Below are 19,791 nucleotides of genomic sequence, written 5' to 3'. Positions count from 1 at the left end.
AAAGACAGGACGATGAACACTGTACCAAACCAAGCAAACGGGGAACACAATGAAGCAGGCCTGGCGCCGTTGCGCGTGCTGCTGCTGGACGACGACGTTTTCATGCTCGACGTGCTCAGCGACATGCTCGAGCAGATGGGCCCGTTCGACATCCGCTGCGAATCGCACAGCGAACAGGCGCTGTCGACCTTGAAGCAGCACCAGCCCGACCTGCTGATCTGCGACCTGTCGATGCCCGACATCGACGGCATCGAATTCTTGCGCATGGCGGCTGAAAACGGCTTCCGCGGCGGCGTGGTCCTGCTGTCGGGCCTGCATTCGGCCGTGCGCCTGGCGGCCGAGCGCCTGGCCATGGCCAACGGCCTGCATATATTGGGCACCTTCCGCAAGCCGATGGAAAGCGCGGAATTGCAGCTGATGGTGAACTTGCAACTGCAACACACGGCGCGTCAAGCCAACGCGCAAGCCTGATCTCAAGGCCAGGCCGAAGGGGCGGGCACGGCGCCGCAGGCCAGCAGGCATGCGGCTTTGCCGCCCTGCACGCGCCTGCGGAAGCGATATGCTGGCGATATGCCTCAAGTTTTTCTGCAATAATCGCCACGCTTTGAAAAAATGGGTTATTATTTCAGCCATCCCCGCCTGCATACCTCTGGTCGCACCTTCCAAGAACATTGAATTCGTGCCCATTGTCCCCATCTTCTCATTGCATTCCAGGAAGCATGGATGGCGAACCAGCGTATGGTTAATTCTAGGCATTATTGATCCCACCCTCATTTGAGGAAAATATGAGCGAAAATATCAAACACATTAGCGATGCATCTTTTGAAGCAGACGTCCTGCAATCCGAGTTGCCAGTACTGGTCGACTTCTGGGCAGAATGGTGCGGTCCCTGCAAGGCCATCGCTCCGATCCTGGAAGAAGTGGCCAAGGAATACGCCGGCCGCATCCAGATCGCCAAGATGGACGTGGACGCCAACCAGGCAGTGCCTGCCAAGTTCGGCATCCGCGGCATCCCGACCCTGATCCTGTTCAAGGATGGTGTTGCAGCTGCTCAAAAAGTAGGCGCCATGGCCAAGGGCCAGTTGACCGCTTTCGTCGACAGCAACATTTAATGTATGATGGGCAGCGCTGCGCCCGCAGCGCCGCCTGACTGAACAACCGGGAAGCGGCTTTGCCCTCATTCGTGCACAGCCTTCCCCAATAATTAATCAACGCCACGCAGTCCCCTCCCCTACCTTTACATCCCGTCTCGGGACACTCAACACATATGCATTTATCCGAACTAAAGGCCCTACACGTATCCGCCCTGCTTGAGATGGCGATCGGTCTTGACATTGACAACGCAGCCCGCTTGCGCAAACAGGAGCTGATGTTCGCTATCCTGAAAAAACGCGCCAAGTCCGGCGAACAGATTTTTGGCGATGGCGCCCTGGAAGTGCTGCCTGACGGCTTCGGCTTCCTGCGCTCGCCCGACGCCAGCTACATGGCGTCCACCGACGACATTTACATCTCCCCTTCGCAAATCCGCCGCTTCAATCTGCACACCGGCGATTCGATCGAAGGCGAGGTACGGACCCCGAAAGATGGCGAACGCTATTTCGCATTGGTCAAAGTCGACAAGGTCAACGGCGAATCGCCGGAGATGTCGAAACACCGCATCCTGTTTGAAAACCTGACGCCGCTGCACCCGAACGAGCCGCTGCGCCTGGAACGTGAAATGAATGGCCAGGAAAACATCACCGGCCGCATCATCGATCTGATCGCCCCGATCGGCAAAGGCCAGCGCGGCTTGCTGGTGGCGTCGCCGAAATCCGGTAAATCCGTGATCCTGCAGCACATCGCGCATGCGATCACGGCCAATCACCCGGACATCACGCTGATCGTGCTGCTGATCGACGAACGTCCGGAAGAAGTGACCGAGATGCAACGCTCCGTGCGCGGCGAAGTCGTCGCCTCGACCTTCGACGAGCCGGCCACGCGCCACGTGCAAGTGGCCGAGATGGTGCTGGAAAAAGCCAAGCGCCTGGTCGAAATGAAAAAAGACGTGGTCATCCTGCTCGACTCGATCACCCGTCTGGCCCGCGCCTACAACACCGTCATCCCTGCCTCGGGCAAGGTCCTGACCGGTGGTGTCGACGCGAACGCGCTGCAACGTCCAAAACGCTTCTTCGGCGCCGCGCGCAATATCGAAGAAGGCGGCTCGCTGACCATCATCGCCACGGCGCTGATCGAAACGGGTTCGCGCATGGATGACGTGATCTTTGAAGAATTCAAGGGTACCGGCAACATGGAAGTGCATCTGGAGCGCCGCCTGGCCGAAAAACGCGTCTACCCTGCAATCAACCTGAACAAATCGGGTACCCGCCGCGAAGAACTGCTGATCAAGCCGAACGAACTGCAAAAAATCTGGATCCTGCGCAAGTTGCTGTACTCGATGGACGAGATCGAGGCGATGGAGTTTATTCTGGACAAGATGAAAGCGACGAAAAACAACGCCGAGTTCTTCGACATGATGCGCCGGGGGGGATAAACCTACTGCGCGGCCACATTTGCGATCTCCGTTGCTCACCGTACTTTTGTACGGTTGCGCTACTCGATCGCAACTGCGGCCTGCTCGCTACGGTTTCTCCCTCCCCGGTGGCAACATGCTGCCACCAAAGACGTAGGTCGGATTAGGTGGGGCCGCCGAGGCCCGCAGGGCCGTAATCCGACAACATTGTTGGCGAAGGCGGCGGTGTTGTCGGATTACGCCACGCCGACCACACGCGATCATGCAAAGCCGCTCATTGAGCGGCTTTTTTATTGCCGCCGGCCCGAAAGCGCTATATAATCGACGGTTGCATTATTTTAAACCCTGGCAAGTGATCGGCAATCGGGTCAAGAAGCAAGACGACCGACGAAGTGCTGTTTGGCTACCTACTTAGAGAGAATCCCATGAAAGTCGATACCCATCCAGAATACCGCGAAGTTGTTTTCCACGACCTGTCGTGCGATTTCAAATTCGTTACCCGCTCGACCATCCAAACCCGCGAAAAAATCACCCACGACGGTAAAGAATACCCACTGGTGAAGATCGAGGTTTCGGCTGAATCGCACCCATTCTTCACGGGCAAGCACAAAATCGTCGATACCGCTGGTCGCGTCGAGAAGTTCCGTCAGAAGTTCGGTTCGGTTGGTTCGAAAACCGCAGTCGCAGCAGGCTAATTTTTGCCGCATTGCGGCAAAAAAGGGCAGCTTCGGCTACCAGAGAAAAGGCAGCCACGGCTGCCTTTTTTGTCTTTGGCCGCTTTACTTTATACTCGCGCATACCCGACGCCATTCGTCGCGTCTTGCCACTATTCTGATACAACTATCGATGAAGCCAGTCCGCCTTCCCGCCGCTGCCACACTCGCGCTGCCACGATGGGCCTTGTTTGCACTTGGCCTGCTGTACATCCTGCCTGGCCTGATCGGCCGCGAACCGTGGAAGAACGATGACGCCGCCAGTTTCGGCATCATGTGGACCATGGCGCATGGCGGCCTGAACGACTGGCTGTGGCCCAACATCGCCGGCCTGTCGCTGCCCGATGAAGGCCCGCTGGCCTTCTGGCTGGGCGCCATCTTCATCAAGCTGTTCGGCTGGATCGACGGCGACGTCTTCGGCGCGCGCATGTCGACCATCGGCATCTTCGTCGTCAGCACCCTGTCCGTCTGGTACACGGCCTTCAACCTGGGCCGCCGCAACGACGCCCAGCCGCTGCGCCTGGCCTTCGGCGGCCAGCCCGAGCCGGACGACTTCGGCCGCACCCTGGCCGATGCCGCCGTCCTCATCTATCTGGGCTGCCTGGGTCTGCTGCAGCACAGCCACGACATCACGGCCGAAGCGCTGTACGTGTCCCTGATGGCCTATCTGCTGTACCGCGCCGTGCGCTACGTGGAAGGCCCGTCCGTGCGCAATGCGGCCCTGCTGGGCCTGGCGCTGGGCGGCCTGACCCTCGCGCGCGGCTGGATCACGCCGGCGGCGCTGAGCATCGCCTTGCTGCTGTGCACCGTCTTCCTGCGCCTGCCGCTGCTGCGCAGCGTGCGCCACCTGGCGCTGGCCATCGTGATCGTCGCCGCGCTGACCCTCGTCTGGCTGCTGCCGGGCGAATGGCTGCGTCCGTACGGCCATTCGCCGCTGCAGGCATGGATGGAATGGAATTGCCGCCAGTTCAGCGCCCCGAGCCTGAAAAGCCTCCAGTACTTCTTGCGTGTCGGCATTTGGTTCTTCTGGCCTGCCTGGCCGTTCGCCGCCTGGGCCGTGTATGCCTGGCGCCGCCAGCATCACGTGCTGCACATCGTCGTGCCGCTGACCTTTGTCGCCATGCTGGCCATCCTGGGCCTGTGCCATCCCGATCCGGACCCGAGCCAGCTGCTGCCGCTGCTGCCGCCGCTGGCCGTGATGGCCGCGTTCGGCCTGCTGACCATGAAACGGGGCGCCATCAACGCCATCGACTGGTTCTCCGTGATGGTGCTGACCATCTGTGCTCTCGCGCTGTGGCTGTTCTGGTTCGCCATCCTGACGGGCTGGCCGCCGAAACTGTCGCATAACGCATTGAAACTCATGCCAGGCTTCAAGCCCGAACTGGACTTGCTGGCCTTCTTTGTCGCCGCCTGCGCCAGCGCAGGCTGGGTGGCGCTGGTGCACTGGCGCATCTCGCGCCAGCCGGCCGTGCTGTGGCGCGCCGTGGTGCTGTCGTCCGGCGGCCTGATCCTGATCTGGGTGCTGATCATGACCTTGTTCCTGCCGCCGCTGAACTACAGCAAGAGCTACGCCAGCGTGGCGCACCAGATTTCCGTCCACCTGCCGCCAGGCAGCAAGTGCATCAACAGCAACGTCGGCGCCGCCCAGCGCGCCTCGTTCGCCTACTTCGGCCACCTGCCGTTTGCCAGCGTAGGGCAGCAGCAGTGCGATGTGTTCTTGTTGCAAGACAGCATCAAGGTTCCCGACAACAAGGAAAAGCTGCCCGAGCATCACGGCGCGGACTGGATCAAGCTATGGGAAGGGCGCCGCCCCACGGATGACGTGGAACGTTTCCGCCTGTACCAGCGCGTCAAGTAAGCAGTAAAAAAACCGGGCCAGCCCGGTTTTTTTATGTCCGCCAGACAATTGCTGCCCGTAGGAAAAGTGTTGCCTTAAAATATAGTTAATTACCTAAATTGAACTAGAATTGTTTTTTATATTATAATAGCGGACTGCGCGATGGCGGTGTCTTGCTTTCCCGCCCTAATCGTCCCCAATTTACTATGAGATTGTCCATGAAATTATTTGCTACCCGCACCTTGCCGCTCATCAGCGCCGCCCTGTTCGCTTTCTCCTTCAGCGCGTCGGCCCAGGCCACCGTGGTTGACCTTGGCGTCGCCAATGGCTACTCGGCCTTCATCTTCGGCAACATCGGCAGCAGTGGCGCCAGCGGCTTTACCAGCGTCGGTGGCAGCATTGCCGCTGGCGGCAATATCTACCTGGACAACTACAACGTTGGCACGAACAAAAAGCCAGGCAGCGCCGTCAATTCCGTCGTTGCTGGCGGCAACCTGAACACGGGCTGGGGCACGCTCGGCGGTTCGGCCGTGTACGGCGTCAGCAACCCCAACGCCACGCTGACGGCGCCACAATGGTTCCCAACCAACAACATCAGCAAAGGCAACGCGTCCACCCTGGACTTCGCGGGCGCCAAGCAACAATTGACGACCCTGTCGGGCGACGTGGCCAAGCTGCAGTCGAACGGCACCGTGATCTCGCAATACGGCAACATGACCCTGGTGGGCAACGTCAACGCCGATGTGAACATTTTCAACATCGATGCGTCGAACCTGCATAACCTGACCCTGGACCTGTCCTCGCTGAAAAGCACGGCCAGCATCATCATCAACGGCACGGCCAGCAACATCACCCTGAGCGGCGGCTTCGACAATTTCGCCAGCTTCGCCAACCGCACGCTGTTCAACTTCGCCAACGCCACCACCACCAACCTGCAGAACGTCGGCATCAACGGCAGCATCCTGGCGCCGAACAGCGCGTTCTCGGGTTCGGGCGACATGAACGGCACCCTGATCGCCAATTCCGTCAGCTCGATCAATTATGGCCACGTGGCGATGAACGGCGCCGGCTTCAACACGGTCAACGTGTCGGCCGTGCCGGAACCAGGCACCTACGCCATGCTGCTGGCCGGCCTGGGCTTGCTGGCCTTCATGCGCCGCCGTACGCCAGCGCGCGCACCGCAAGCCGCGATGGCCTGAGCTTTACGCTGAATCAATGCAAAACACCGGGCCGCGCGAGCGTCCCGGTGTTTTTTTATGGACTGGCGAAAACCCTATTCCGTGCTCAAGCCCAGATCCGTCGCCACCTGCTTGCGCAAGACATATTTCTGGATCTTGCCCGTCACCGTCATGGGGAATTCCTCGACGAAACGCACGTAGCGGGGAATCTTGTAATAGGCGATCTGCCCATCGCAGAAGGCGCGGATATCGTCGCTGGTGGCCTGCGTGCCGGGCCGCAAGATGATGCAGGCGCATAACTCTTCGCCATACTTGGCATCCGGTACGCCCACGCATTGTACATCGAGCACGCTCGGGTGGCGGTACAGGAATTCCTCGACTTCGCGCGGGTAGATGTTTTCGCCGCCGCGTATCACCATGTCCTTCGAGCGCCCGACGATGCTGCAAAAGCCGTTGTCATCGATCACGGCCAGGTCGCCCGTGTGCATCCAGCGCGCCGCGTCGATGGCTTCGCTGGTTTTTTCAGGGTCGCCCCAGTAGCCCTGCATCACTGAATAGCCGCGCGTGAGCAATTCGCCCTTTTCGCCGCGCGGCACGATCCGGCCTTCCGCATCGATGATTTTCACTTCCAGGTGCGGGTGGACACGGCCGATGGACGACACGCGCATTTCGCGCGGATCGTCGATCGACGTCTGGAAGCTAACGGGCGACGTTTCCGTCATGCCATAGGCAATCGTGATTTCCGCCATGTGCATCAATTCGATGACCCGCGTCATGACTTCCATCGGGCACGGCGAGCCGGCCATGATGCCGGTGCGCAAGTTCGACAGATCGTATTGCTTGAAGTCGGGATGGTCGAGGATGGCGATGAACATCGTCGGCACGCCATGCAAGCCCGTGCAGCGCTCCGCTTGCACGGTTTCCAGCACGGCTTTCGGATCGAAGCCTTCGCCGGGAAACACCATGGCCGCGCCATGCGTGACGCAGGCCAGGTTGCCCAGCACCATGCCGAAGCAGTGGTACAGGGGCACGGGTATGCACAAGCGGTCCTGTTCGGTGAGGCGCATGGCTTCGCCGATGAAAAAGCCGTTGTTCAGGATATTGTGGTGCGTCAAGGTGGCGCCTTTCGGCGCGCCCGTCGTACCGGACGTGAACTGAATGTTGACGGCGTCGTCAAACTGCAAGCCAGCGCTCACTTCTTCCAGGTGCGCGAGGTCGGCAACGGCAATGCCGTCCATCAGGGCGTCGAAGTTGTGCATGCCCGGCGTGGCGGCCGCGCCCAGGCGGATGACGTGGCGCAACTGCGGCAGGCGCGGCGACTGCAGGGCGCCGGCGCGCGAACGGGCGATGTCCGGCACCACGTCTTGCACGATGGCCAGATAGTCGCTGGACTTGAAGCTGGGCGACAGGATCAGCGCGCTGCATTCCACCTTGTCGAGCACGTATTCGAGTTCCGAGCGCCGGTAGGCGGGGTTGATGTTGACCATGATCAAGCCAGCTTTCGCCGTGGCAAACTGGGTCAATACCCATTCGGCGCAGTTCTGCGACCAGATGCCGACCCGGTCACCCGGTTGCAAGCCCAGTTTCAGCAAGCCGGCGGCCAGCCGATGCACGCGCTGCTGGAACTCAAGATAGGTCCAGCGCACGTTCTGGTGCGCCACGATCAAGGCGTCGTGCTGGCCATAGCGGGCGGCGATGCCGTCCAGGTAGGCACCTATCGTTTCGCCGATCAACGGCGTCTCGTGGGCGCCGTGTACATAACTGATTGCTTGCATGCTGTCTCCGGGGTGGGTGGCGCGGCGCGCTCTTGTTATCGTCTTCGATGCAGAAAATTATAGCCGCAACCGCCCCCGCCCTGCGTCAGCTTGCTGTAATGTGCAGGCCAGCACATCCGACACTCACGGCACCATGACAGGCAACACCGAGCACACGCCCGAACAGGGCTTCATCCTGACCCGCCACTGGCGCGACACGAGCGCCGGCACGGAAGTCGATTTCTGGCTGGCAACGGATGCCGGGCCCCGCCACGTGCGCCTGCCCGTGCAGACGGCCGTCGCCTTCCTTCCCATGGAGCAGCAGGAACAGGCGCAACAGCTGCTGCGCGGCGAGCGCCATGCGGAGCTGCGGCCCCTGTCGCTGTGCGATTTTCACCACCGCCCCGTGCTGGGGCTGTACTGCAAGCAATACCGGCATTTGCTGAAGCTGGAAAAGCAGCTGCGCGCGCACGGCGTCGACGTGTACGAAGCCGATATCCGTCCGCCCGAGCGCTACCTGATGGAGCGTTTCATCACGGCACCTGTCACGTTCAGCGGAGAAACGGAAGTGCAGCTGAAACCTGCGCCCGGCTACCGCCCCACATTAAAACTGGTGTCGCTCGATATCGAGACGACGGCCCATGGCGAACTGTATTCGCTGGCCCTGGAAGGCTGCGGCCAGCGCCAGGTCTACATGCTGGGGCCGCCAAACGGCGGCGATGACGCCCTGGACTTCGACCTCGAATACTGCGACAGCCGCGCACAGATCCTCGAACGCCTGAACACGTGGATGGAGCGCCACGACCCGGACGCCATCATCGGCTGGAACCTGGTGCAGTTCGACTTGCGCGTGCTGCGCCAGCACGCCGAGCGCTACCAGGTACCGTTGAAACTGGGACGCGGCGGCGCCGTCATGGAATGGCGCGAACATGGCGGCAAACAGGAACACTATTTTGCAGCCGCTGCGGGACGGTTGATCATCGACGGCATCGAAGCCTTGAAATCGGCGACATGGAATTTTTCCTCGTTCAGCCTGGAAAACGTGGCGCAGACGCTCTTGGGCGAAGGCAAGTCCATCGACAATCCCTACCAGCGCATGGCCGAGATCGACCGGCGTTTCCGCGAAGACAAACCGGCGCTGGCCCGCTACAACCTCAAGGATTGCGAACTGGTCACGCGCATATTCGCGAAGACCGAGCTGCTGACCTTCTTGCTGGAACGGGCCAGCGTGACGGGGCTGGCGGCCGACCGCAGCGGCGGCTCCGTGGCCGCCTTCGAACATCTGTACTTGCCGCTGATGCACCGGCAGGGTTACGTGGCGCCCAACCTGGGCGATGTCTCCGGCGAAAACAGCCCGGGCGGCTTCGTCATGGATTCGCAGTCGGGCCTGTACGATTCCGTGCTCGTGCTCGACTACAAAAGCCTGTACCCGTCCATCATCCGCACCTTCCTCATCGATCCCGTGGGCCTGGTGGTGGGTACCAGCGGCGATGAAGCCGATACCGTGCCCGGCTACCGGGGCGCGCAGTTTTCGCGCGTGAAACACTGCCTGCCGGCCATCGTGAAGCAGGTGTGGCAGGGGCGCGAGACGGCCAAGCGCGAACGCAACGCGCCGCTGTCGCAAGCGCTAAAAATCATCATGAACGCGTTTTACGGCGTGCTGGGATCGAGCGGCTGCCGCTTTTTCGATCCGCGCCTGGCGTCGTCGATCACCCTGCGCGGCCACGACATCATGCACCGCACGCGCGAGCTGATCACCGGGCACGGTTATCAGGTGATCTACGGCGACACGGATTCCACTTTCGTCTGGCTGAAAACGGCGCATACGGATGAAGAGGCGGGCAAGATCGGCCGCGCCCTGGTGGCGCATGTGAATGCCTGGTGGAATACCTATCTGCGCGATGAGTTCGGCCTCGAGAATGCGCTGGAACTCGAGTTCGAGACGCATTACCGGCGTTTCCTGATGCCCACCATCCGCGGCTCGGAAGAAGGCAGCAAGAAGCGCTATGCGGGCCTGGTCGGCAAACCCGATGGCAGCGAGGACATGGTCTACAAGGGCCTGGAAACCGTGCGCAGCGACTGGACGCCGCTGGCGCAGCAATTCCAGCAGGATTTGTACCGGCGCATCTTCCAGCGCACCGCCTACCAGGACTATGTGCGCGACTACGTGGCGCGTACCGTACGCGGCGAGTTCGACGCCTTGCTGGTCTACCGCAAGCGATTGCGCCGTCCGCTCGACGATTACCAGCGCAACGTGCCGCCCCACGTGCGCGCGGCGCGCACGGCCGACGCCTATAACCTGGCGCAGGGCCGGCCGCTGCAGTACCAGAACGGCGGCTGGATCAGCTATGTGATCACGGTGGCGGGGCCGGAACCGCTGGAAACGCAGCGCTCGCCCATCGACTACCACCATTACCTGACGCGCCAGCTGCAGCCGGTGGCCGACGCGATCCTGCCGTTCCTCGGCGACGATTTTTCACGCCTCGTGTCGGGCCAGCAGGATTTGTTTTAGATCAATTTTGCTGACCTGGGCGGCCAAGCTGAGGTAATATCGGCGCCTTCCGGGCTTATCTGACCCTGTCCGCGGGCGCTGTGCGCCGTGGCAGCGTAAAATACGCCATGGCGAAAGAATAAGAGCTGCATGCAGAAGAAGATGCCATTCCAGACGAGAATCGTTCGCAACAGAATTTTCCTCGCTGAAATGGCGCATAATTTACAACTATGTTGAACCAGCGGGCAGTCGCACCAGCCATCTGCCCTGCTAATTTTAGAATGAATTGACACCATGACCGAGATCACGTCCTTAAGAGACATCCCGCAAAAAAATATCTTCCGCAAGGGCGACACCTTTGTGCTGTTCGGCGAGCTGTTCGGCCGCGGCTATGTAAATGGCTTGCTGGACGAAGCACGCAAGGCGGGCATGAATATCGTCGGCATGACGGTCGGCCGCCGCGATGAAAACATGGCGCTGCGCCCGCTGAACGCGGAAGAGCTGGCCGAAGCGGAAGCCAACCTGGGCGGCCGCATCATCAATGTGCCGCTGATGGCCGGTTTCGACCTCGACGCGCCAGCCGGCGAACCGACGCCGACGGCACTGCTGGCCGACATGACCCTGAAGAGCTGGCAAGAAGACAAGCTGGACTGGGCGCAGATCGAACGCTGCCGCGAAGCCGGCATCGCCCGCTTCAGCGCTTCCGTGGCCAAAGCCATGGCCGAGCTGGACAGCCTGATTCCTGACGGCAGCAATGTGTATTTCGCCCACACCATGGCTGGCGGCATTCCGAAAGTCAAAGTCTTCCTGGCGATCGCCAACCGCATCTACAAAGGCCGCGGCGAGCGCTTCATGTCCTCGCGCGCCCTGCTCGACAGCGACCTGGGCAAGCTGATCCTGATGAACTTCGACGAAGTCACGGCCAACACCCTGCAGCACCTGATCGACGGCAGTGCCGCCATCCGCGCCCGCATCGAGCAAACGGGCGGCCAGGTGCGCTACAGCGCCTACGGCTACCACGGCACCGAGATCCTGATTGACGGCAAGTACCAGTGGCAAACCTACAGCAACTACACGCAAGGCCTGGCGAAGATGCGCCTGGAAAACGTGGCCAAGGCCGCGTGGGACAAAGGCATCAAGGCCACCGTCTTCAATTGCCCGGAAATCCGCACGAACTCGTCCGACATCTTCGTCGGCGTGGAACTGTCCCTGTTCCCGCTGCTCGACGCGCTGAAAAAAGAAGGCGGCAGCGCCTGGGCCGAAGAGCAATGGAAAATCTGCCAGGGCTTGCTGGAAGATGGCGTTTCGCTGCAAGACTTGCTCGACCGTATCGCCGCCTACAATGGCGACGCGACCAGCGTGCAATTCCGCAACTTCGCCGCCTGGCCGATGGACAACACGCCAGAGCTGGCCGACGTCATGATCGGTACCTCGGACGACATCACCAAGCTGCACAAGGACCGCAAGGAACTGATCACCGACCACCTGAGCTCGCTGGTACTGGAAGGCACGGGCCCGCTGATGTTCCACACCATGTCGGAACCGCCGGCACCGGTCGTCTGGCTCAACCACGACATCATCGCGCGCCAGCTGAACTCGGCTCACAACTGAGCTTGATCTAGCAGCACAGCACCGACGGCCCGGCTCATCCCCGGGCCGTCGGCGTTTTCGGCGCCCCGTTATGCCCGTACGATGGATACGCCACCGTCGGCCAGCAGCGCCGTGCCAGTGGTAAAGCTCGATGCATCGGAGGCCAGGTACAGCGCCGAGCGGGCGATCTCGTCCGGCGTGGCCAGGCGTTTCAATGCGTGCAGTCCCGCCACGAAGGCCTGCGTCTCTGGCGTACTGGCCACTTGCCGCCCCAACGGTGTATCGGTACCGCCTGGCAATAAGGCGTTCACGCGGATGCCCGCCGCGCCATATTCGGCCGCCAGGGCCTTCGTCAAGCCGATCACGCCCGCCTTGCTGGCCGCATACGCCGCCATGCCGGGCATGCCCAAGGTATGGCCGACGAAGGTCGAGGTGAAAATCAGCGAGCCGCCGCCGCGCGCCGCCATGGCGGGCAACTGATATTTTGCCGCCAGGAAGGCGCTCGTGAGATTGGTATCGACCGTCGCCCGCCAGTCTTCCAGGGCAACTTCCTGCGTGGGCCCCATGGGCCCCAGGGTGCCCGCATTATTAAAAGCGATATCGAGGCCGCCAAAGCGTTGCAGCGCCAGCGCCACGGCCCCTTGCGCGCACGCCGCGTCGCCCACATCGCCCACGCAAGCCACGGCTTGCGCGCCACCGTCCGCCAGTTGCGCCACGAGCGCATCGAGCTCCTTCCGCCGCCGCGCCACCAGCACCAGCCGCGCGCCATGGCGGGCAAACAGCCGCGCCGCCGCATGACCGATGCCCGAGCTGGCGCCCGTGATGATGGCGACCTTGTTTTCCAGTTGCTTCATGGGATATCCCTCCAGGTGAATGAAGGGACACGATAGGACGGCAGGCCAGGCGCGGCACTCCGCTTCTTGCGCTGGAATCGGCGCGTTCAAAGACTTTCAACGCTTGTGCAAAACACACGCCAAGCATAAAACTTGCCAGATTGTGACAAATCAGTGATAATGCGTCTCGCGTTGCCGGGATGGCGGAATAGGTAGACGCACGGGACTCAAAATCCCGCGCTGGAAACAGCGTGCCGGTTCGATTCCGGCTCCCGGCACCACAGAACAATTCAAAGTAGTACAGGTAAAGCCATTAAATCAAAAGGATTTAGTGGCTTTTTTTTGTCCAACCGATCCGTACTTTCTCGATAAAAAGCAATAAGTGTTACCGGGGCGGAAGCACGCGAAGCACGCCAGGCCTCAGGGCAACGCGGTAGATATTCTGGTTGAGCCGGACTGGAGCGATCAAGTTGCTGCCATCGAGCCCCACAGGCGGCTTTCAATCTGCACCCCAGGGATCGGAAGATAGCCAGCGCACGCATAAGAAACGACATATGCTTGCTAGAAATTGCCTCAGACTATCAAGTGCAGTAAGCTCCTCAGCAAGCAACACTAGCATGCATTTTTACGATACGCCTGCAAGTAGTCCACCATCCCCCATATCCTGGATTGAATTTTGAAGAAAATTACCGAATTAACAGGCTTGAGATGCCTGGCCGTCATGATGGTTGTGATTGGTCATGCCCAACAAACAATCCAAGGAGGATATAGTGGATGGTTATCGCCACTAAAACCATTTGCAAACGGGTATCAGGGGGTTTTAATATTTTTTGTTTTGAGCGGCTTCTTAATTACAAACATATTAAAATCAGAATATACGCTATCCGGGAAAATTGATTACGCACGGTTTTATTACCGTAGAGCGTTAAGAATCTGGCCGGCCTCTTATGCCGTCATCCTGGTCATCGTCATTTTTTCGGCGATTGGATTCATTAATGTCGCATGGCAGCAGTCAATATTTGCAGCCCTTCACTTATGGAACTATTCTGGCCCCTTGGGTTTAAAAGAAATACATGCATCGCATCCAGATGGCGTGTGGTACTTCGGCCACTTTTGGAGTCTTGCATTAGAAGAGCAGTTCTATTGGGTCTGGCCTCCCTTGCTGATCTTTTTGCTACGCCGTAAGAATGATCGAATTTTACCGGCTCTCATTATCACAATCCCCCTTGCGCGCATGGGAACCTATGTACTGTTCCCGGGCCTTCGTGACTACTTGGGCATGATGTTACACACCAGTGTAGATGCGATGCTGATTGGCTGTTATGTCGCCATGAAGAAAGATAAAATAAATAGCATCATGGACTCTTCAAAATATACTTCCACCATTTGCACCATCTCAATTTTCATCTTGCTGTTTGCCATCCCACCAATTGCAAATAATTATGGAGGCTACTGGAACGCGACTTATGGAAGAACAATTGAAGCAATACTTGCAAGCATACTCATGTTGTCAGTTATCAACATTAAAGATTTTTGGCTATCAAAAATCCTAAGAACTCGCATATTCATATTCATTGGAACAATTTCATTTAGCCTTTATCTTTGGCAACAAATTTTCCTTGGCATTAATTCGCCGTTTGCATTTAAATTTCCATTCAATATAATGCAAGCTATTGCTGCAGCAAGCCTGAGCTACTGGTTGATAGAAATTCCCTTCCTAAGAATAAAAAGTAAAATGAAATCAAAAATTAATATCTCAAATATAGACACATCCCTTCAGGGTGAATTGAAAACCAAAGAAAAAGCTACCTGACATGATGAGGTGAGCGGCCAAAACAAGGACCGCTCACCATGTTCAGCGCCCACGACAGGTGGCAGAATGAGCGCGGCCAGTGATCTGCCGCAAGCCGCGCTTTTTGAAATGCACCCATTGCCTGCACGTTCCCAGGTTCAGGTCGCTACCGTACAAGGTAGGCAACCAGAAGCACACTACGCCTCCCATGAATCTCAGCTTTTCGCCACAGCCCCAGCCATCTCGGTCCTCGCGATCCTCGCAGTTGATACAAAACAGCATATTTCATGCTGTCAAGAAAATCTTGCACTAGGTTAAAACTATGTGGCGGAAAAGTTAACTAATTTAAAGCCAATATTTCATTTTGCCTGTGTACGCGGCATACTAGCGCCACAGGCAATTGTCCACTTTACGGCTTGCGCCTGAGTATACAAGCTGCTGTCATGCCTGTTCGCGCAGGATGCGTTATCCAATGTTCAGTAATATTTTCACTCTTACCTTCCGGTGCTTATGAATTCCCTATCTGAACTTGCATCCGCCACCAGGCAAGATGACTTTGCTTATTTTCGTGAGCTGAACGCACGACTGGGTACCCTCAAGGCGGCCAATTATGACGTGGCGTCAAAATGCAATTTACGCTGTGAGGGCTGCCTGTTCTTTGAAGGCGAGGAAAACGAGGGACACGAAGATAGCCGTTCGCTTGCCGAGTGGGATGCCCTGTTTGCCGCCGATGCGGCGCGTGGCGTCACGCTGGCCTACATGGCGGGCGCGGAACCGAGCCTGGTGCCCGACAGGCTGCGCGCGGCCCAAAAATACATCCCACATGGCATTGTGTTTACCAATGGCACGATACGCTTGCCGGACGATATCTTTTATCGTATCCATATCTCCTCTTGGGGAGTCGATGAAATCGGTAGCTCATTGCGCGCCGGCGACGTGCTGACCAAGGCAATGAACAATTATCGCGACGACCCTCGTGCCGTCTGCGTATTTACCATTACATCCCTGAATATCAATCAGATCATGATCATGGCAGAGCTTGCCAATAATCATGGCTTACCGCTCACCTTCAGCTATTTCAGCCCGACCACCCGCTATCTGGACAAGCTGGAAAAAAAGGTGGATAACGACAAGGCATATTTCCGCATCAGTAGCGCCACACAAAGCCTGGCCTTGACGCAAGCCGATTTTGCCCATGCGCGCGCGGAAATTATGCGCGCCATGGTGGCCTATCCGGAAACGGTGCAATATTCCCTCCACTATGACGACTGGGTCACGGGCGACAAGCTATATGACATCGATCCCGTTACCAAGATCGCCAAAAACTGCGGTTTCCGCGTTACCAAGCAAGTACATGTCCATGTCGATCATCAGCCGGGCAAGGGCAAGTGCTGCAGTTCGAATATCGACTGCAGCAACTGTCGCGCTTATGCCATGGGACAGTCGACCTATCTGTCGCGCATCCGCGAAGCCGTCAGAAAACCGGACGAACTCGCCAAATGGCTGGAAGTAAGAGAAATCTGGGCCAAGCTGTTTTTAAACGCCAACAACTCGGCCAAGGCACGCCTGTAATACGATGAGTTTTACTTCGTACTGGTTTGCCCTTGCCTTCCTGCCCCTGTCCGCGTACGGCTATCGCCAATTGCTGTCAACAAGCCATTTCAAACTGCTGCTGCCGCTGCTGATTTCACTGGTTTTTTATTACCTCAATGATGCGCACAACCTGCTGCTGTTTTGCGCATCGATGGGCGCCAACTGGCTGCTCGCCGGCGTGATTGGCCGGCACCGCGAGAAAACCCGCTACCTGGCGCTGGCCATTGCGGGGAATTTATGTTTTCTCGCGTTTTATAAATATGCGACATTCTTCGCCGTGCCCGGCACGGCGATTCCCGCCCTCCCTCTGGGTATCTCGTATTTCACATTTACGCAAATCGCCTTCCTGATCGATACGGCGCGGGGGCAAGCCCGCAGCACCAACCCACTCGAATATGCGCTCTTCGTGGCCTGGTTTCCCCACCTTCCATCGGGCCCCCTGCTTTCCCACAAGGACATGCTGCCGCAATTCCTGGCCGCGCCAGTCATATCATCCACCTTGCGTCCGGCACCGCGCGACTACGCCGTCGGCCTCACCCTGTTCACCATGGGTCTGTTTAAAAAATCCTGCATCGCCCCCATTTTTCACTATGCCCAAGGAGACGTTTTCCTGCGCGCAGGACAAGGCGACCCCATCGGCCTGGTCGAGACCTGGATCGCCTGCCTGGGCTTCCTGTTTGAGACGTACTACGATTTTTGCGGCTATTCGGAAATGGCCATGGGCATCAGCCGCATGTTCGGCATTCACCTGCCCGTCAATTTCCACGCCCCCTTCAAGTCTTCCAGCCCGGTCGAATTCTGGACGCGCTGGCATGTGACGCTGGGCGCTTTCATGCGCGACTATCTGTATCGTCCCCTGACAAAAAAACGCCAGGTATGGCGGCATTACGCGGCCCTGTTCGTGGTGATGATGGCAGTCGCCATCTGGCATGGCGCCACCATTCCCCTCCTGGTCTTCGGCATCTATCAGGGCCTGCTGGTCACGGGCAATCACGCCTTGCGGCGCTGGAATCTCGTATCACGCAAAGGCGGCAAGCTGCAGCACTGGGCTGGCAGAGTTTTTACACTGGCCGCCATCACCTTTTCCGTCAGCCTGTGGGCCACGCCAGACTGGCATGAAGCCATCCACATTATCCGTGGCTTGTTGGGTGCCGGCCACGCTCCAGCCTGGCCAGCTGGCCTCTTTGGCATGACGGCCATCCTCGCAGCCATTGCTTTCAACTGGTCTGCCCCTTCCATGATCGACCTGGTGGCAAAGGAACTCCCCGCCTGGAGCATACAGCTGAAAAAATCGGCTACCAGCAAGCTGGCCTGGAAACCCAGCCTGGCATGGGCGACAGCGGTGGCCTTGGGCCTTGGTCTGGCGCTCATCAATTTATCCGCTGTCAAAGAGTTCAAATATGCAGGGTTTTAATCAAGAAATCCCCGTCGCGCGCTTTTTCACCTGCATTTTTTTCATTGCGGTCGCATTGCTGCTCATGACTGCCGGATTCGTATTTATCGTGGATCCATATGCCATCTGGCGGCAGGAAAGCCACAAGATCAATGCCATCAAACTGGAACCCCCATCTGCCAGCCAGCGAGGCTCGGCGGTATTGCGCAGCGCGCTGCACACACCTGACGTGCTGATTCTTGGCTCCTCGCGGGTGCGGCGCGGTTTCAACGAGCGTCTCGCCTCCCGCTTATACCGCAGCGACGTCCAAGTCGTTGGCGTCGATGCCTTGCCGCTATCAAATGCAAGGGATCTGTTTTTTGCCATCAGCCAACAGGGACGAATTAAAAGACTGTATCTGGAAGTCAGTTACCTGACATCCAATGCCTGCGAAGCGAAAAATGACGATGAAACAGGGAAAAATAAACTCGCCTTTCCATTCGATTATCTTTCGCCCAAGGATGCCGTCAAGCAAAGCTTAAAAACGCTGAAAACAAATCTGTTGCATATAAGCTCTTACGACAGCTACTTTGACGCGCAAGGACGTTTCCATGACCAGGTCGTTAACGGGACTACGCATGCTGGAGGAGCCGAAATAGATGAACCGCGCTACAACCGTATCATCCAGACGAGGATAGGCGCTTGCAAAGGTCGCGCAGCCAATGCCGCCGACATCAAGGACTTGACAGACATGTTTCAGCGGGCGAAAGCCGAAGAAACGGAAGTCATTTTGCTGATTTTACCTGTCACGGCAAGATGGCAAGCACGCATCCTGCAAGTGGGGCTGTCAGCACGTGCGGCACAATGGAAAACGGAGATCACTGGGCTCGCATCACAATTTCACGTGCAAGTACTCGATTATGAACAGCGTAACGACTTGAGCACCCTCGCTGAAAACAGCAACCATGCCATGCCCATGTTTTGGGATGAAATCCATTTCTCCAACCGCTTGGGAGACCATATATTGAACGACATGGCATACGCCAGCCCTGTAGGCAGGGTTCCCCACACGCGCTAGGGCATCGTGGTCATGCTCATGTTCCACGACTGGCCTTCGGCGGCCGCTCGCATGAACAGCAAGCCGGCCAGCTGGCCGCGCTAGCCTGGCTGCATCGCATGATTTACGCGTCAGCGTTCCTCGCGATAATAATCGCAACCCTCGAACGTGGTGCGCAGCGCCTGCTGCAGCTGGGCGTAGCGCTCTGGCGTCAAATTGAAACGCACGTCGATCTGGCCATCGTCATCCATCTGCATGGCGGCCTCGGCATCCATCTGCACGGACAATCGGTTCGGATGCAAAATCACGGCGTGCATGTGGCCATACCAGGCGAATTCCTGGCCGCAGTATTCGATGTAGGGCTCGTCCATGCCCATGGCCACGTCCTGCTCGTCATATTCTTCGGCGCGCTGCAGCATCAGGTAGACGGGTTCGCCTTTGCCGGCTGGCGCGGCCAGGGTGGTGATCAGGGCGTCGTCTTCATTAATGACGGACAACTCGGTGGCGGTAAATCCTGCGGACATGGCGTGCTTTCAACAAATGGATGGATGACGCCACCATAGCGCAAAAGCGTCCCGGACAACATAGCGCGCGGCGAATAAAGCGTGCCGCCTATAATGGCCATTCCATCCATATTGCACAGGAGACCGCCTTGACCGCAGCATCGTCCTACACCACCCGCCTGGCCATCCCCTCCAGCGCCACCTACCAGCACCTGCGCGTCGCCGCCGGCATGAGCGCGAAAAGCACGGCGGCGGCGGCCAAGGGCTTGCCGAACTCCCTGTTTGCCGTACAAATCCTGCATGGCGACGAGGTGGTGGGTATCGGCCGCGTCATCGGCGATGGCGGCTGCTTCTTCCAGGTCACCGATATCGCCGTGCTGCCGGCCCACCAGGGCAAGGGCCTGGGCAAGCGCATCATGGGCGAGATCATGCAATTCATCGAGACGGAGGTACCGGAAAGCGCGTACGTCAGCCTGATCGCCGATGGCCAGGCGCAAGACTTGTATGCGCAATTCGGTTTCAAGCACACGGCGCCCGCCTCCGTCGGCATGGCGTTGACACGCTAGTGC

General features: G+C 58.5%; 15 protein-coding genes, 1 tRNA gene and 2 pseudogenes. 15 read left to right on the top strand and 3 right to left on the bottom strand.

Annotated features, from left to right (window positions below):
* Positions 1-12: 12 nt before the first annotated feature.
* The 7 genes and pseudogenes from SKZ59_RS01485 to SKZ59_RS28170 all read left to right on the top strand — a co-directional run.
* Positions 13-471, top strand: a complete 459-nt coding sequence (locus SKZ59_RS01485) for a response regulator (RefSeq protein ID WP_319990613.1) — start codon at positions 13-15, stop codon at positions 469-471.
* A 314-nt stretch (positions 472-785) separates the two neighbouring features.
* The gene (gene trxA, locus SKZ59_RS01480) at positions 786-1,112 is read left to right on the top strand and encodes a thioredoxin TrxA (protein WP_034746251.1); all 327 of its coding nucleotides are present in this window, start codon (positions 786-788) and stop codon (positions 1,110-1,112) included.
* Between the two features lie 155 nt (positions 1,113-1,267).
* Complete coding sequence (gene rho / locus SKZ59_RS01475) at positions 1,268-2,530, top strand: transcription termination factor Rho (protein WP_034746249.1); 1,263 nt, start codon at positions 1,268-1,270, stop codon at positions 2,528-2,530.
* A gap of 404 nt (positions 2,531-2,934) precedes the next feature.
* A complete protein-coding gene (locus SKZ59_RS01470) occupies positions 2,935-3,204 on the top strand; it encodes a type B 50S ribosomal protein L31 (RefSeq protein WP_034746247.1) in 270 nt (89 codons plus the stop codon).
* Between the two features lie 151 nt (positions 3,205-3,355).
* A complete protein-coding gene (locus tag SKZ59_RS01465) occupies positions 3,356-5,080 on the top strand; it encodes a glycosyltransferase (protein WP_319990612.1) in 1,725 nt (574 codons plus the stop codon).
* Positions 5,081-5,265: 185 nt separating this feature from the next.
* Positions 5,266-6,087, top strand: a pseudogene (locus SKZ59_RS01460) (choice-of-anchor A family protein); the annotation flags it as partial.
* Between the two features lie 51 nt (positions 6,088-6,138).
* Positions 6,139-6,258: pseudogene (locus tag SKZ59_RS28170) on the top strand (PEP-CTERM sorting domain-containing protein); the annotation flags it as partial.
* A 74-nt stretch (positions 6,259-6,332) separates the two neighbouring features.
* Here the strand turns inward: SKZ59_RS28170 and SKZ59_RS01455 are convergent.
* On the bottom strand, positions 6,333-8,012 hold the full coding sequence (locus SKZ59_RS01455) for an AMP-binding protein (RefSeq protein ID WP_319990611.1): 1,680 nt from the start codon (positions 8,010-8,012) through the stop codon (positions 6,333-6,335).
* 133 nt (positions 8,013-8,145) lie between these two features.
* Between SKZ59_RS01455 and SKZ59_RS01450 the strand changes: the two genes are divergently transcribed.
* A complete protein-coding gene (locus SKZ59_RS01450) occupies positions 8,146-10,503 on the top strand; it encodes a DNA polymerase II (protein ID WP_319990610.1) in 2,358 nt (785 codons plus the stop codon).
* Between the two features lie 273 nt (positions 10,504-10,776).
* On the top strand, positions 10,777-12,093 hold the full coding sequence (locus tag SKZ59_RS01445; RefSeq protein WP_070301095.1) for an enoyl-acyl carrier protein reductase FabMG: 1,317 nt from the start codon (positions 10,777-10,779) through the stop codon (positions 12,091-12,093).
* 68 nt (positions 12,094-12,161) lie between these two features.
* Here the strand turns inward: SKZ59_RS01445 and SKZ59_RS01440 are convergent, their stop codons facing one another.
* On the bottom strand, positions 12,162-12,926 hold the full coding sequence (locus tag SKZ59_RS01440) for an SDR family oxidoreductase (protein WP_319990609.1): 765 nt from the start codon (positions 12,924-12,926) through the stop codon (positions 12,162-12,164).
* Between the two features lie 173 nt (positions 12,927-13,099).
* On the opposite strand from SKZ59_RS01440, the gene SKZ59_RS01435 reads away from it, so the two are divergent.
* The 5 genes from SKZ59_RS01435 (at position 13,100) to SKZ59_RS01415 (ending at position 18,740) form a co-directional block, all read left to right on the top strand.
* A tRNA-Leu gene (locus SKZ59_RS01435) sits at positions 13,100-13,186 on the top strand.
* Positions 13,187-13,581: 395 nt separating this feature from the next.
* Complete coding sequence (locus tag SKZ59_RS01430; protein WP_319990608.1) at positions 13,582-14,718, top strand: acyltransferase; 1,137 nt, start codon at positions 13,582-13,584, stop codon at positions 14,716-14,718.
* A gap of 489 nt (positions 14,719-15,207) precedes the next feature.
* Positions 15,208-16,269 (top strand): radical SAM protein, encoded by a 1,062-nt coding sequence (locus SKZ59_RS01425; RefSeq protein ID WP_319990607.1) that lies wholly within the window; start codon positions 15,208-15,210, stop codon positions 16,267-16,269.
* A gap of 4 nt (positions 16,270-16,273) precedes the next feature.
* The gene (locus tag SKZ59_RS01420) at positions 16,274-17,704 is read left to right on the top strand and encodes an MBOAT family O-acyltransferase (protein WP_319990606.1); all 1,431 of its coding nucleotides are present in this window, start codon (positions 16,274-16,276) and stop codon (positions 17,702-17,704) included.
* Positions 17,691-18,740: a hypothetical protein gene (locus tag SKZ59_RS01415; RefSeq protein ID WP_319990605.1), complete on the top strand. Its 1,050-nt coding sequence runs from the start codon at positions 17,691-17,693 to the stop codon at positions 18,738-18,740. The genes SKZ59_RS01420 and SKZ59_RS01415 overlap by 14 nt, the downstream gene beginning before the upstream one ends.
* A 110-nt stretch (positions 18,741-18,850) precedes the next feature.
* Here the strand turns inward: SKZ59_RS01415 and SKZ59_RS01410 are convergent, their stop codons facing one another.
* On the bottom strand, positions 18,851-19,243 hold the full coding sequence (locus tag SKZ59_RS01410) for an Imm10 family immunity protein (RefSeq protein ID WP_099376409.1): 393 nt from the start codon (positions 19,241-19,243) through the stop codon (positions 18,851-18,853).
* 128 nt (positions 19,244-19,371) lie between these two features.
* Here SKZ59_RS01410 and SKZ59_RS01405 point away from each other — a divergent pair, with 128 nt between their 5' ends.
* The gene (locus SKZ59_RS01405) at positions 19,372-19,788 is read left to right on the top strand and encodes a GNAT family N-acetyltransferase (RefSeq protein ID WP_070301089.1); all 417 of its coding nucleotides are present in this window, start codon (positions 19,372-19,374) and stop codon (positions 19,786-19,788) included.
* Positions 19,789-19,791 lie beyond the last annotated feature (3 nt).

The sequence above is a fragment of the Janthinobacterium sp. GMG2 genome (assembly GCF_033949445.1).
Lineage (GTDB): Bacteria > Pseudomonadota > Gammaproteobacteria > Burkholderiales > Burkholderiaceae_D > Janthinobacterium > Janthinobacterium aestuarii.
Note: the sequence above shows the minus strand (reverse complement) of the source record. Positions and strands in the feature narration are given on the sequence as shown.

Coding starts and splice junctions, on each gene's coding strand:
- trxA (WP_034746251.1), top strand. CDS start 786: ATGAGCGAAAATATCAAACACATTAGCGATGCATCTTTTGAAGCAGAC.
- SKZ59_RS01445 (WP_070301095.1), top strand. CDS start 10,777: ATGACCGAGATCACGTCCTTAAGAGACATCCCGCAAAAAAATATCTTC.
- SKZ59_RS01470 (WP_034746247.1), top strand. CDS start 2,935: ATGAAAGTCGATACCCATCCAGAATACCGCGAAGTTGTTTTCCACGAC.
- SKZ59_RS01450 (WP_319990610.1), top strand. CDS start 8,146: ATGACAGGCAACACCGAGCACACGCCCGAACAGGGCTTCATCCTGACC.
- SKZ59_RS01420 (WP_319990606.1), top strand. CDS start 16,274: ATGAGTTTTACTTCGTACTGGTTTGCCCTTGCCTTCCTGCCCCTGTCC.
- SKZ59_RS01415 (WP_319990605.1), top strand. CDS start 17,691: ATGCAGGGTTTTAATCAAGAAATCCCCGTCGCGCGCTTTTTCACCTGC.
- SKZ59_RS01455 (WP_319990611.1), bottom strand. CDS start 8,012: ATGCAAGCAATCAGTTATGTACACGGCGCCCACGAGACGCCGTTGATC.
- SKZ59_RS01485 (WP_319990613.1), top strand. CDS start 13: ATGAACACTGTACCAAACCAAGCAAACGGGGAACACAATGAAGCAGGC.
- SKZ59_RS01465 (WP_319990612.1), top strand. CDS start 3,356: ATGAAGCCAGTCCGCCTTCCCGCCGCTGCCACACTCGCGCTGCCACGA.
- SKZ59_RS01425 (WP_319990607.1), top strand. CDS start 15,208: ATGAATTCCCTATCTGAACTTGCATCCGCCACCAGGCAAGATGACTTT.
- rho (WP_034746249.1), top strand. CDS start 1,268: ATGCATTTATCCGAACTAAAGGCCCTACACGTATCCGCCCTGCTTGAG.
- SKZ59_RS01410 (WP_099376409.1), bottom strand. CDS start 19,243: ATGTCCGCAGGATTTACCGCCACCGAGTTGTCCGTCATTAATGAAGAC.
- SKZ59_RS01440 (WP_319990609.1), bottom strand. CDS start 12,926: ATGAAGCAACTGGAAAACAAGGTCGCCATCATCACGGGCGCCAGCTCG.